Origin of the sequence: Pedomonas sp. (assembly GCF_036515995.1) — a bacterium.
In the GTDB taxonomy this organism is placed as follows: Bacteria; Pseudomonadota; Alphaproteobacteria; order Sphingomonadales; family Sphingomonadaceae; genus Pedomonas.
In genome coordinates this window covers 1-12,722 of the sequence record NZ_DATBUP010000268.1, presented here as the reverse complement: position 1 = coordinate 12,722, position 12,722 = coordinate 1, and the positions used below count along the sequence as shown (strand labels likewise).

At 62.6% G+C, this 12,722-nt stretch carries 14 protein-coding genes and 1 tRNA gene; 9 read left to right on the top strand and 6 right to left on the bottom strand.

Features of this window, described 5'->3' with window-relative positions:
• Positions 1 to 9 precede the first annotated feature (9 nt).
• The gene (locus VIG90_RS19285; RefSeq protein ID WP_331595148.1) at positions 10 to 477 is read right to left on the bottom strand and encodes an Lrp/AsnC family transcriptional regulator; all 468 of its coding nucleotides are present in this window, start codon (positions 475 to 477) and stop codon (positions 10 to 12) included.
• A 138-nt stretch (positions 478 to 615) separates the two neighbouring features.
• Here VIG90_RS19285 and VIG90_RS19280 point away from each other — a divergent pair, with 138 nt between their 5' ends.
• A complete protein-coding gene (locus VIG90_RS19280; RefSeq protein WP_331595147.1) occupies positions 616 to 2,748 on the top strand; it encodes an alpha-ketoacid dehydrogenase subunit alpha/beta in 2,133 nt (710 codons plus the stop codon).
• 40 nt (positions 2,749 to 2,788) lie between these two features.
• Positions 2,789 to 4,114 carry a dihydrolipoamide acetyltransferase family protein gene (locus VIG90_RS19275; RefSeq protein WP_331595146.1) on the top strand — a complete coding sequence of 442 codons (1,326 nt, stop codon included), beginning with the start codon at positions 2,789 to 2,791 and terminating at the stop codon, positions 4,112 to 4,114.
• 66 nt (positions 4,115 to 4,180) lie between these two features.
• Here the strand turns inward: VIG90_RS19275 and VIG90_RS19270 are convergent, their stop codons facing one another.
• Positions 4,181 to 4,657: an Lrp/AsnC family transcriptional regulator gene (locus tag VIG90_RS19270; RefSeq protein WP_331595145.1), complete on the bottom strand. Its 477-nt coding sequence runs from the start codon at positions 4,655 to 4,657 to the stop codon at positions 4,181 to 4,183.
• A gap of 267 nt (positions 4,658 to 4,924) precedes the next feature.
• Here VIG90_RS19270 and VIG90_RS19265 point away from each other — a divergent pair, with 267 nt between their 5' ends.
• The 3 genes from VIG90_RS19265 (at position 4,925) to VIG90_RS19255 (ending at position 7,036) form a co-directional block, all read left to right on the top strand.
• A complete protein-coding gene (locus tag VIG90_RS19265) occupies positions 4,925 to 6,001 on the top strand; it encodes an amino acid dehydrogenase (protein WP_331595144.1) in 1,077 nt (358 codons plus the stop codon).
• Between the two features lie 292 nt (positions 6,002 to 6,293).
• The gene (locus VIG90_RS19260; protein WP_331595143.1) at positions 6,294 to 6,716 is read left to right on the top strand and encodes a DUF3775 domain-containing protein; all 423 of its coding nucleotides are present in this window, start codon (positions 6,294 to 6,296) and stop codon (positions 6,714 to 6,716) included.
• An 89-nt stretch (positions 6,717 to 6,805) separates the two neighbouring features.
• On the top strand, positions 6,806 to 7,036 hold the full coding sequence (locus tag VIG90_RS19255) for a hypothetical protein (RefSeq protein ID WP_331595142.1): 231 nt from the start codon (positions 6,806 to 6,808) through the stop codon (positions 7,034 to 7,036).
• A gap of 106 nt (positions 7,037 to 7,142) precedes the next feature.
• On the opposite strand, the gene VIG90_RS19250 is transcribed toward VIG90_RS19255, so the two are convergent.
• Positions 7,143 to 7,358: a hypothetical protein gene (locus VIG90_RS19250; protein WP_331595141.1), complete on the bottom strand. Its 216-nt coding sequence runs from the start codon at positions 7,356 to 7,358 to the stop codon at positions 7,143 to 7,145.
• A gap of 283 nt (positions 7,359 to 7,641) precedes the next feature.
• On the opposite strand from VIG90_RS19250, the gene VIG90_RS19245 reads away from it, so the two are divergent.
• Entirely contained in the window at positions 7,642 to 7,911 is a 270-nt protein-coding gene (locus VIG90_RS19245; RefSeq protein ID WP_331595140.1) for a GlsB/YeaQ/YmgE family stress response membrane protein, read from the top strand.
• Between the two features lie 97 nt (positions 7,912 to 8,008).
• Here VIG90_RS19245 and VIG90_RS19240 read toward each other — a convergent pair whose 3' ends face one another.
• From VIG90_RS19240 to VIG90_RS19230, 3 genes are all read right to left on the bottom strand, one after another.
• Positions 8,009 to 9,235 carry an MFS transporter gene (locus VIG90_RS19240; RefSeq protein WP_331595139.1) on the bottom strand — a complete coding sequence of 409 codons (1,227 nt, stop codon included), beginning with the start codon at positions 9,233 to 9,235 and terminating at the stop codon, positions 8,009 to 8,011.
• 135 nt (positions 9,236 to 9,370) lie between these two features.
• A complete protein-coding gene (locus VIG90_RS19235) occupies positions 9,371 to 9,649 on the bottom strand; it encodes a DUF1294 domain-containing protein (protein ID WP_331595138.1) in 279 nt (92 codons plus the stop codon).
• An 84-nt stretch (positions 9,650 to 9,733) separates the two neighbouring features.
• A tRNA-Ser gene (locus VIG90_RS19230) sits at positions 9,734 to 9,824 on the bottom strand.
• 214 nt (positions 9,825 to 10,038) lie between these two features.
• Here VIG90_RS19230 and purB point away from each other — a divergent pair.
• The 3 genes from purB to VIG90_RS19215 all read left to right on the top strand — a co-directional run.
• Complete coding sequence (gene purB / locus VIG90_RS19225) at positions 10,039 to 11,343, top strand: adenylosuccinate lyase (protein ID WP_331595137.1); 1,305 nt, start codon at positions 10,039 to 10,041, stop codon at positions 11,341 to 11,343.
• A gap of 195 nt (positions 11,344 to 11,538) precedes the next feature.
• Positions 11,539 to 12,309, top strand: a complete 771-nt coding sequence (gene hisN, locus VIG90_RS19220; RefSeq protein WP_414695529.1) for a histidinol-phosphatase — start codon at positions 11,539 to 11,541, stop codon at positions 12,307 to 12,309.
• Positions 12,310 to 12,382: 73 nt separating this feature from the next.
• Positions 12,383 to 12,722: VOC family protein (locus tag VIG90_RS19215; RefSeq protein WP_331595135.1), on the top strand; the 340-nt coding region annotated here is incomplete at its 3' end.

Here is a 12,722-nt window from a genome sequence, read left to right as displayed (position 1 = left end):
AAGGCGGGGCTATCCGAGCGGTAGCCCTTCGTAGGGCTTCAGCTGATCGAGCACGATGTTCGAACGCATGGTTTGCAAGCCCGGCAGGCTCATCAGCTTCTGGTTTATGAAAGCCGAGAACGCCTCAAGATCTCGCACCACTACCTTCAGCTGATAATCGTTGTCGCCTGTCACCATCAGGCATTCCACCACCTCGGGCATGGCCAGAATGGCCCGGCGTGTCGGCTCCACCGTTGCCGCCGCCTGTCGTTCCAGAGTGACGTGCACCAACGCGGTCAGGCCAAGACCGACACGTTTCTGATCCACCACCATCGTGTAGCCGCGAATGACGCCGAGCGCTTCGAGCCGCTGGAGTCGTCTTGCACACTGGGATGGGGACAGATTCACCTGATCTGACAGCTGAACGTGGCTCAGCCGCGAATCCTTCTGCAGGGCACGCAGCAGCTTCCAGTCATAATTGTCCAGGTCGTCCGCCATAATCGAGCATCCCCGGCTTGCTTCACGCTGAAATCTTGCACGAACGCTCGTTCGGGTAAAGGCGAATGCAAGGACACCGCACGGGGCGAGGCGCATAATGCTCCCCATAGAAAAAGCATGAGGGGGAGGTAAGAGATAATGGCCCGGGCGCGTCATGAAGCATCGTCTCAGGTAACATCTTCCCGAGATCAATCGCCCCGTATCCGGCCGGACTGGCGCAGGGTTGCCTGGCTGCTTCACGTCTCCCGCCACATGGACATGGTGGAGGAGACCCGACTGGTGCCGGAGAAGCAGGTTCTCTACCAGTTCTCCGCACGCGGCCATGACCTTGCCCAGATTCTGCTCGGCCAAAACCTGACTCACCGGCATGACGCCGTCTGCGGTTACTACCGCTCCCGGCCCATACTGCTCTCGATCGGCGTACCGCTGGAGGAAGCGATGGCTGGTCCGCTCGCCCGTGCAGGCGGATACAGCGATGGCCGCGATATTGGCGTTGTCTTCAATTTCCCCAATGCGAACGGCCCCAGCGCGCTGCCCATGTGCGGCGGCGTTGGCGCGCAATACACTCCGGCTGTCGGTTGGGCGCAGGCGATCGAATACCGACGGACCGTGCTGGACGAAACGGATTATGAAGGCGCGATCAGCTTGGCGTTGGGCGGAGACGCATCTGTTGCCACCAATGGATTCTGGGCGGCGCTTACCATCGCCACTACACAGCAGCTGCCCATGCTGTTCTATGTGGAGGACAATGGCTTCGGCATTTCCGTGCGCTCCAGTTTTCAGACGCCGGGTGGGAATATCGCCGCGAACCTTGCCTCTTTTCAGGGGCTGACCATTTTTGAGGGCGATGGCACCGACCCTGCCGAGGCCGCGCGGCTGACGCAGGAAGCAACCGAGTTCGTGCGCAAGCAGCGAGCCCCCGCTTTGTTGCGCCTGACAGTGCCGCGTCTGTCCGGTCATTCGGCACAGGACACGCAAGGCTACAAGTCCGAGGCCGAAATCTCAGAGGAGAACGCCCGCGATCCGCTGCCCCGGCTGAAGAATTATCTCGTCCCGGATGTTTTTACGGACGAGGTGTGGGCGAGCATTGGTACCGACGCGCAACGGGATGTGGATGCAGCGCTTGAAGCTGCGCTTGCCCGCCCGCTGCCCGATCCGAAGAACCTTACTCGCCACGTGTTCAGCGAGGACGGCCCGCATGGCATAAAGGCGGTGCAGAAAAAGGGCGGCCTTGCTGCCGAAGGCCACACCCTGCCGCGCGGCTCGGCCCAGCCCGAGCCCTCCGGCCCGCGCATCAACATGGCCGCCGCCATCCGCCGCACGCTGGAGCAGGAGCTGGGCGTGAACCCGAAAATGTTGGTGTTCGGTGAAGACGTCGGTCCCAAGGGCGGTGTTCATTCAGTCACCACCGGCTTGCAGGCGAAGTTCGGCGAGGCCCGTGTGTTCGACACCAGTCTGTCGGAAGAGGGTATCATCGGTCGCGCTGTCGGTATGGCGCTGGCCGGACTGATGCCGGTGCCGGAAATCCAGTTCCGCAAATACGCGGACCCTGCCTGCGAGCAGCTGAATGATTGCGGCACGCTGCGCTGGCGCACGCACAACCGCTTCGCCGCGCCCATGGTGGTGCGCATGCCGGGCGGCTTCTTCAAGTGCGGCGACCCGTGGCACAGCCAGACCAATGAGGTGCAGTTCGTCCATGCCATCGGCTGGCGTGTCGCGGTACCTTCCAACGCCGAGGATGCGGTTGGCCTGCTGCGCGCCAGCCTGCGTGGCAATGATCCGGTGATCTTCTTCGAGCACCGCGCCATGCTCGACCACGGCTGGGCGCGCCGTCCGTGGCCCGGAGATGATTATGTGCTGCCGTTCGGCAAGGCGAAAACCGTGCGCGAGGGAGGCGACATTACCGTCGTCACCTGGGGTGCAATGGTGGAGCGCTGCGAGCAGGCGGCCGAAAGGACTGCGCAGGAAACTGGCCGGAGCGTTGAAGTAATAGACCTGCGCACGCTCAGTCCGTGGGACAGCGAGGCGGTTATCGCCTCCGTGCGCCGCACCCATCGCTGCCTTGTGGTGCATGAGGATAACGGCACGGCCGGCTTCGGTGCGGAAATTCTCGCTGTCATCGGGAAGGAGTGTTTCCTTGATCTGGATGCACCGCTGGAGCGGCTGACGATGCCGGATATTCCAAGCCCGCATAATCCGGTGCTGCTGAACGCTGCCGTGCCGAGTGCAGAGTGCATCGCAGCAAAGATCGACGAGCTGCTGCGTTTCTAGAAGTGACGAGAAACAGGAAAGAGGCTGGGGGGAAGTGAGAATGTCGGGCTCCGTCGTTGAAATTCTTGCGCCGACCGATCAGCCGGACGGCACTCGGATGTCGCTGATCCGTTGGATGAAGAGCCCCGGTGATACAGTTGCCGAGGATGAGGCGTTGGCCGAGCTGGAAACCGACAAGGTAACGCTGGAGATCAATTCGCCGGCGGCTGGCGTTCTGGAAGAGGTGGAAGCTAAGGCGGGCGATGCCATCGGGCCGGGCCAGCGACTGGGTGCGATTCGCATTGTAGGGGTCGAGACGCACGTCGAAACCCACATGGGCGAGGATGCAGGTGCAACAGATCCGGAAGGCGATGTTGCCGACGATCCGGCGCGCGGACCCGACGAAGCGAACGCCGCCCCACTGCTTGCCAATGGCCATGAGGATCGCCTGAGCCCCTCCGTGCGCCGCCTGCTGCAAACTCACCGGCTCGATCCCGCTCGCATCTCCGGCACCGGGCGCGGGGGGCGTATCACGCGTGAAGACGTGCTTGTCTATATCGAGCGTCAGCCTGCCGAAGAGGAAGCGCCGCAGCCGCGAGTTCAGCAGCCGAACGTGCAGCCGCCGGTATCAGAGATTCGTCCCCAGCCTGTGCCGCAACCCACTGTGGCTCCCATGGCAGGCGCTGCGAGTGCGAGCCAAATCATTCCGCACGACTCGATGCGTCGCTCCATTGCCGAGCACATGGTGCGCTCCGTGGCAACTGCCCCGCATGTGACGGCGCTGTTTGAAATGGATCTGACCCGCGTGCTGGCGGATCGGCAGAAACGCCGCGCAGAGTATCAGTCCCAGGGGGCGGACCTGACGCTCACCGCGTATTTCATCGCGGCCAGCGTTGCCGCAATGCGCGCTGTGCCGCAGGTGAACAGCCGGTTCCATAATCATGGACTGGAGGTGTACTCTGACATTAACATCGGCATCGGCACTGCGCTGGAGGACAAGGGGCTTATCGTGCCCGTCGTTCACAAGGCGCAGGAGCTTAACCTGCTCGGTATCGCCAGACGCCTTGAGGACATCAAGCAGCGCGCCCGCGCCAACGGGTTAAAGCCTGCCGACGTACAGGGCGGTACCTTCACCATCTCTAACCATGGCACCAGCGGCAGTCTCTTGGCGGCGCCGATCATCATCAATCAGCCCCAGTCGGCTATCCTCGGCATCGGCAAGCTGGAGAAACGAGTTGTGGTACGCGAGATCGATGGCACCGACGCTATGGTTATCCGCCCCATGGCTTACGTCAGCCTCACCATCGACCACCGCGTGCTCGACGGCTTTCAGACCAACAAGTGGCTCTCGGCCTTTGTAAGCCATCTGGAAAACTGGGCGGGCTGATTTTGTCTTGAAGTCTCGTTGCGCGGGGGGGCGTCCTCTGTGCCTCATTGGCCAACCCTCCCACGCTCACCCCTCGCTCAGGATCGGCAGAGTGTGGGTCTGTTTCACCTCCGTCAGCACCATGGACGAGCGGATTTCCTGCACGCCGGGAAGCTTGGAGAGGTGATTGTAGAAGAACCGCTCGTAGGCCTTGATGTCGCGGGTGACGATGCGAAGGATGAAATCCACCTCGCCCAGCAGCACGTGGCAGTCCTGTACTTCGGGGAAGCGCTGCACGGCCTCGGAGAACTCCGCTAACTGGGCACGGCCCTGGGCGGTCAGTTTCACCAGGACAAATACCATGGCATCGAACCCCACCACCTCCCGATCGAGGATGGCGATGCGCTTCTTGATGGCGCCTTCCTTTTCGAGCCGCTGGATCCGTCGCCAGCAGGGGGCGTGAGAGAGACCGACATGCTCGGCAATCTGTGCGACGGAGAGTCCGCCATCCTCCTGCATGATGTGAAGAATGCGGCGGTCGATGGCATCCAATTTGTCGCGCATAAATTCTGCTTTTACGCTTCAGGTAAGCAGAGACTATGCTCAGTATCATGCTGAGACAACAGATATCGCAATGGAATTCAACGTCTCCGGCAGTAATATGGTGAAGCTGGGAACGGCCGGAAGCGAAAGACGCCGGGGAGGGTGTCACGCAACTGCTCCCCCGGCGACCCGCCTGAAGCCCCGTTTGCGGACACGGCACGGGCTGGCGAAACACAACAGGCCGGAACCAAAAGGCACAGGCCAAAAAGCATGGGATGGAGTACAGCAATGTCGGTTTTCTCCGCCGTTGATTTCAGCGACCACGAACTGGTTGTCTTTGCGCGCGATGCCGAAACGGGTCTCAAGGCGATCATCGCCGTCCACTCAACGGTTCTTGGGCCTGCCGTCGGCGGTTGCCGTATGTGGAAGTACGGCAGCGACGAGGAAGCCGCGCGCGATGCGCTGCGCCTGTCCAAGGGCATGTCTCACAAGAATGCCATGGCTGACCTGCCGTTGGGCGGCGGCAAGTCCGTCATCATGGCGCCGGAAGGCAATTTCGATCGTCAGGCTCTGCTGCAGGCGTTCGGCCGGGCGATCGACAGTCTTGGTGGCCGTTACATCACGGCGGAAGACGTGGGCACCAGCGTGGCCGACATGCTGACCATCCGCTCCGTTACGCCGCACGTCAGCGGCCTGAGCTCAGATCCGACCAAGGGTGGCGATCCGAGCCCGTATACTGCGCTTGGTGTGTACCACGGCATCCGCGCTTCAGTGCGTCACAAGCTGGGCAAGGCTTCGCTGGAGGGCGTGACCGTTGCGGTGCAGGGCCTGGGTAACGTCGGCCGCAACCTCTGCGGCCTGCTGCATCGGGACGGCGCGAAGCTGATCGTTACCGACATTTCCGAGGATCGCGTGGCGGCGGCCGTGTCCGCTTACGGCGCAAAGGCGGCAAGCCTTGAGGACATCCTGTCGGTTGAAGCTGATGTGCTCGCGCCCTGTGCGCTGGGCGCGGTGCTGAACGCCAAGACCATTCCGGCCCTGAACGTGCCGGTGGTGGCGGGCGCTGCCAACAACCAGCTTGCCACCGCCCAGGACGGTGAGCATCTGCGCGAGCGCGGCATTCTCTACGCGCCAGATTACGTCATCAACGCGGGCGGAATCATTGCAGTTTCCCACGAGATCCTGAACGATTTCGAGCAGAGCCGCGTGATTGCCAAGGTGGAAGCCATTGACGACCGCCTGACCCAGATCTTCACCGAGGCCGACCGTGACGGTATGGCGACCGCTGCCGTGGCCGATCGCTTGGCCGAGGCCAAGATCGCAGCCGGCCGCAAAGGGAAGGCAGCGGCAGTACAGGCCGCCTGAGTGTTCCCGCCCCTGCCTGATGGGGGGGCGGATTGCGAGAAAGACCCCTGAAGGGGCGCAGTGGCTTGCTGCGCCCCTTTTTTGCTGCCTGCTTGCGGCACTGGCGCGGCTGCCGGGGCGTGCCGATTTTGAGGGGGTCCGCCGGGGGCGGTGCATCGGTCAAGCTGCTTGTGCGTTGATGTGAAGCAGGGCGGCGTGAGCTCTCCTGTCATTTCCGCAGCCCAACGCGGAAACAGGTTCCAGTGCTAGTGGTTTCCACACAGATGTATTCCAGACACGGGGAGTTCCGGAGATGGCTGAACGGCCTGCTACTCTCATTTCCTCCGAGAAGGTGTGTTTCATCATCGTCAAGGCGCGCGAGTATATGGGAAAGGATGTTGTCACCATTCCGGACCCCGGCTCCAACGCCAGCGATGATGCCATGTCCTCGGTACTCGAGGATCATACCGACGACCCTTCGGAGGTGGAGCTGGCCGATATCATCGACTCCCTGAACGACGATGAAAAGATTGATCTTGTTGCTTTGGCATGGCTGGGACGCGGCGATGAAACCGCCGATAACTGGGAGAAGCTGCGCAGCGACGCCCTGACAGCGCGGCACACAGCGTCCACGGCAGAGTATTTAATGGGTATGCCCATGCTGCCGGATTATCTTGAAGAAGCCCTGTCCCAGTTCGGCATTTCCTGCGCCGAGTATGAGGCCGGGCGTCTCTAGTTGCGGCTCGTGACCTTTCTGCCTGCCGATCCGTTCTGCCCATGGAACTGAATGGCCGGGTCGAGCGTTGCAATACGGGGGGAAGGACTATGACAGTGGATCAGCATAACTTTTCACATGTTTCGCAAAAAGCGCCCGCACAGGGGAGCGAACTGCTGGATCTGGCTCATGCACTTGTCAGTATAGCGACGGAGTGCCCGGACAAGGCGTTGCCGGACGGTCTGAAGCTGGCGTTGGAGCAGGTGTGCCGGATGCGTCAACCCAACCTGTCGGCCGAGCTGCTTGACCGGATCCGCCCGATCCTGCGGCAGATGAGCTGAACGGCAGGCGGAAACAGGCGCAGGCCTTGGGCCGAATTGCCCGCTTGCTCCGCCGCATTCAGCTTGGATGAACCTTATACGGGGGAGGAGCCGTCAGGCTTCTCCCCTATCTGTTTTCCCGCTGCTTGTTGTTGCTGACGCCGCCCAGCGGCGAGGCCTCGTTGTCGGTATCGCCCTCGTAGGTGTTCTCACCTTCGAGGATCTCGGGGTCCTCGCCAGTGGCAAAGCTGCCCTTGGATTGGCCGATACCCGGATTGCGCTCCAAATCGTCCTGCGTCGGGCGGTTTTCGGGTGTGGATTTAGGGTGTTTGTTGCCGCTCATGGACCTGTGTGCCTGTCGTGAGTTTCTGGAAGAGGGCGGACTGGCAATAGGCGCCGCTTATTCGTCGGCCGCTTATTTGTCGCCGGGGCGTGCCGCGCCCTAATATTTTTTGAACGATGGGTGAAACAGGCGGTTCCGAAGCGTATTCTTAGAGAAGAGAAACAACTCTTACCCTGTTGAGATAGGGGGTGAGGAACGGCGGTTAAGCTGATGCGTTTCGAAACTAACACGGTCTAGACCGAAACGCCGGAACTAGCCGGCACAGCAAGGGGAGGACCTGCAGATGACATGGCTGCTGATCATCATCGTTGGTGGTATTCTTGGCTGGCTCGCCAGCAAGGTCATGGGCACTGATGCCCAGCAAGGCATTCTTCTGAACATCGTCGTAGGTATTGTCGGCGCGCTGCTGGCAGGACTTCTGCTTTCCCCTCTTCTTGGGGTTGCGCCAATCACATCAGGTAATTTCTCGATCGGAGCACTGCTCGTTTCCTTCGTCGGAGCGATCATCCTGCTCGCGATCGTCAACTTCTTCCGCCGAGGCCGGGTACGCTAATAAGCCCGCCTGAAAATCAGACCGTCTAAAACTGTCAAGGCGCAGAGACATCCTCTCTGCGCCTTGATGTTTTTTGGACGCGCCCGGAAAACTGCGGCTAGTGGCTGGCAGACGCATCCCGGTAGCGCCCGAGGGTCAACAGAGAAAGTGCGCCGATGACCAGCGCCGCGGCGGTCACCAGCAGCACGGCGTCGTAGTTGCCTCGAGTGTCGAACATGTGGCCGAACAGCAGCGGGCCGAAGCCCGCGCCGAGCATGAAGGCGACGTAGATGGTGCCGAACAGCCCGGAGTAGGCGCGCATGCCGAAATAGCGGGCGATGAGGTAGCCCATCAGGTCAATCTCCATACCGGCTGCCAGCGAGATCATGACGATGGCTGCCGCGGCGGTGACATAGCTGATCTCGCCCGTCAGCAGCAGGCAGGCCGCGGCCGGGAACATCAGTAGCACGGCAGCGACGCCGGGCGCCCAGAAGCGGTCAATCAGCGCGCCGCCCAGCAGCCGCCCGCCGATGACGCCGAAACCGATCATGGGCAGGAGCTGGAGAATGTCGGCCGCCGACATGCCGCCTTGGGTCAGAATATTCTGCATATGCGGGATCGGGCTACCGATGGCGAAGGCGACGAGGCTGAAGGAGCCGAAGATTGTCCAGAGCTTGCGCCCGCGCAGCGCCTCGCCGAGCAGAAGGCCGTCCTGCTGCTCTGGAGCGCTGGAGCTTGCCTCGGCGGGACTGCTGCCCTTCGGCTTGAAGTAGAGTAGTGCGACGGGCAGGCCGATGACCAGCGGCAACGCGCCAAGCACTATATAGGCGCCGCGCCAGCCGACGCTGGTAATGGCGGCGGCAACCAGCGGCTTGGCGATGATGGCGAACAAGCCGGAGCCGACCAGCGACAGGCCGAGCGCGATGCCTCGGCGGCGCTGGAAGGCGCCTGCGACGCCGCGCGTCCATGTGGCGGGCAGGGTACCCGCGCCGACGGCGGCCACAAGCGCCCAGACAAGGAAGTAGAGCGTTAGCGACCCGTTCATCAGCGCGAAGCTCATGAAGCCGAGGCTGAACAGCACGAGGGTGCCAATTGCGACCGGCCGCACGCCGAACCGGTCTGCCAGGATGCCCGCCAGCGGGCCTGTGACGGCGGTGACTAGCGTCATCACGGTGAAGCCGCCCATCACCTCGGCGTAGGTCCAGCCGAAGTCCCGCACCAGTTCAGGGGCGAACACGCCAAGGGAATAGAAGGGGATGGATCCGAGGCCTAGACCGATGCCGACCATGGCCGCCAGAATAAGGGGCCAGCCCTGCCTGAACTCGTTATCCTGCCTTGCTGACACAACACCGCCCCTTCATACGCAACCGACTCTGCGCCGGACCTGTTTCACGCCGCGCGATTCCTGCACAAGCCAGAGAGGCATGGCAAGGTGCCGCTTAGGCGTTTCTCCCCTCGTTGTCGCAGGGCGAGAAGAGCGTCAGTTATTTGGCATTTGGGCCCAGACCAGCCCGGCAATTGCACCGAGCTGAAGGACCGCGATGAGCGTCAGATAGGTGGAGAAGGGTTGCTTGCGGGTTTTGTGCCGGAAGAGATGCCTGGCGAGGTATGCGCCGGGCGTGCCGCCGATGAAGGCGAGGCCGAGCAGGGCGGATTCGGGAACGCGGCGCTGCCCGTTGCGGGCGCGGGCCTTATCCTGCCAGAAGCGCAGCATGGTCCACAGGTTTGCGGCGGTGAGCACTGTCAGAATGTAGATCATCTCGGGGGCAGTCCGGAAGAAAGCCGGCCGCTCAGAGGGGTAGCGCCTGCAGCGGCGAGTGTGATGACTGGCATCGGGAAAAACTGGCGGAGAGGGAGGGATTCGAACCCTCGATACGCTTTTGACGTATACTCACTTTCCAGGCGAGCGCCTTCGACCACTCGGCCACCTCTCCGCATGCTGTTGCCAGCAGAGCCTGGAAGCGGCGCTATATACCGAGTTGAAGGGCGCTGGCAAGGGGAACCGACAGGGAAATTGATTTTTCTTTGGTGCAAGGGGCGCCGGCCCCGGTTTCCGAACCCATGGGCGCACGCGGCTGCGGCTTGCCGTGCCGGGCCTGCTCTGATAGGCAGCGGGCGAGTTTTCCCGTCATCCGGAAGAGAGTTGCCATGATCCCTCGCTACGCGCGTCCTGAAATGACCAAGCTGTGGGAACCTGAATCCCGGTTCCGCATCTGGTTCGAAATCGAAGCCCATGCCTGCGACGCGCTGGCCGATCTGGGCGTCATTCCGGCCGAAGCCGCCAAGGCGGGGTGGGAGCGCGGCAACTTCGACATCGAGCGCATCGACGAGATCGAGCGCGAGGTGAAGCACGACGTCATCGCCTTCCTGACCTCGCTGGCTGAGTACGTGGGGCCGGAAGCCCGCTTCGTTCACCAGGGCATGACCTCGTCCGACGTGCTGGACACCTGCCTCAACGTGCAGCTGGTACGCGCGTCCGATATCCTGCTGCGCGACCTCGATGAACTGCTGGCCGCCATCAAGCGCCGCGCCTTCGAGTACAAGATGACCCCGTGCATCGGCCGCTCGCACGGCATTCACGCCGAGCCGGTGACCTTTGGCCTCAAGATGGCCGAAGCCTATGCCGAGTTCTCTCGCTGCAAGGACCGTCTGATCGCAGCCCGCAAGGAAATCGCCACCTGCGCGATCTCGGGCGCCGTCGGCACCTTCGCCAACATCGATCCGCGCGTTGAAGAGCACGTGGCCAAGAAGCTGGGCCTGGAGCCGGAGCCCGTCTCCACGCAGGTCATTCCGCGTGACCGTCACGCCATGTTCTTTGCGACGCTGGCCGTCATCGCCTCGTCCATCGAGCGCGTGGCCGTTGAAGTGCGCCACCTCCAGCGCACCGAAGTGCTGGAAGCGGAAGAGTATTTCTCGCCGGGCCAGAAGGGCTCGTCGGCCATGCCGCACAAGCGCAACCCGGTTCTGACCGAGAACCTGACCGGCCTTGCCCGCATGGTGCGCTCCTATGCCTTTCCGGCGATGGAGAACGTGGCCCTGTGGCACGAGCGCGACATCTCGCACTCCTCGGTCGAGCGCTACATCGGCCCGGATGCGACCATCACCCTCGACTTCGCCCTGGCCCGCCTGACCGGCGTTATCGACAAGCTGGTCGTCTATCCGGAGCGGATGCTGAAGAACCTGAACAAGATGGGCGGCCTCGTCCACTCGCAGCGCGTGCTGCTGGCCCTGACGCAGGCCGGCGTCTCTCGCGAGGACTCCTACCGCCTGGTGCAGCGCAACGCGATGCGGGTGTGGGAATCGGACGGTCAGCTGCAGCTGCTGGACCTGCTAAAGGAAGATGCCACGGTCACCGAGAAGCTCTCGACCGAGCAGCTGGAAGAGCTGTTCGACCTTGGCTACCACCTGAAGCACGTGGACACCATTTTCCGCCGCGTGTTCGGCGAGGCATAAGCCGCGCCTGACGCTCAGGCGTCTGGACTTGCCGAGGGCCGTGTTCGCCGCGTGCGGGCACGGCCCTCGCTATGTTGCCGAGGCTTTGTGCCGATGACCTGGCCCGCCGCGCTTGACGGTTGCGGGCCTGTCATGAAATGAAACCGAATATTTGCGAAGCAAAAGGGGCAGAGAGGCGTGTCAGATCCCATCGTGCTGGTTCCGCAGGACATCGTGGATTTTGCCGTGCAGCTGGCGGATGCGGCGCGGCCGGTGCTGCGTCGCTACTACCGCGCGCCCATCGACATCGACATCAAGGCGGATGCCTCTCCGGTAACCGTGGCCGATCGCGAGGCCGAGGCCGCCATGCGCGCGCTGATCAACCAGCATCGCCCGCAGGACGGGATCATCGGTGAGGAATACGGCAACGAGCGGGAGACTGCCGACTGGGTGTGGGTGCTGGATCCCATCGACGGCACCAAGTCGTTCATGACCGGGCGGCCCATTTTCGGTACGCTGATCGCCCTGCTGTATCAGGGCGTGCCGGTTGTGGGCATCATCGACCAGCCGATCACGGGCGACCGCTGGATTGGCGTCAAGGGCCAGATCACCTGGTTCAACAATGCGCCGACGACGACGCGCCCGTGCCCCGACCTGACCTCGGCCGTGCTGGCGACGACCGCGCCCGAGCTGCTGAAGCCGGACGAACTGGCGGTGTTCGAGACGTTCCGCAAGCAGGCCCGCGCGACCCTGTGGGGCGGAGACTGCTATAACTACGGCCTCCTAGCCTCGGGTTTCATCGACATCGTGATCGAATCCAACCTGCAGCTTTACGACTTCGCGGCGCTGGTGCCGGTGGTGGAGGGCGCGGGTGGCCTGATGCGCGACTGGCAGGGTAACGAACTGACCGCCCAGAGCGATGGCAAGGTGATCGCCTGCGGCGATCCCAAGCTGCTGGCGGCCATCCTGGGTCACGAGAACGACTAGGCCGCAAGGCCAACAGGCGAATATACGGCTATTATTCCCGCCCCGGCCCGTTGCCTCTGGCACGGGCGCGGGTTTGGGTTACATTGTTGGCATGTCGAGCAAGCTCACCCACGTGGCGCTGCATGTCCGGGATGTAGAGGTCAGCCGCGCCTTCTATGAAGATTACTGCGGCCTGAGCGTAGTGCACGAGCGCCCGTCTCATGGAGGGGACAGCACCATCTACTGGATGGCGGGCGAAGGGCAGGAGCGGGATTTCGTCATCGTCATCCTGCCGGGCGGATCACGGCCGGCGCAGTCCTCGGGCGACTTTTCCCATCTTGGCATTGCGCTGGACAGCGAAGCGGCGGTGGAGGCAATCGCAGATCGGGCGCGGGCGGACGGTATTCTGGCCTGGCCGGTGCATTACGATCCTT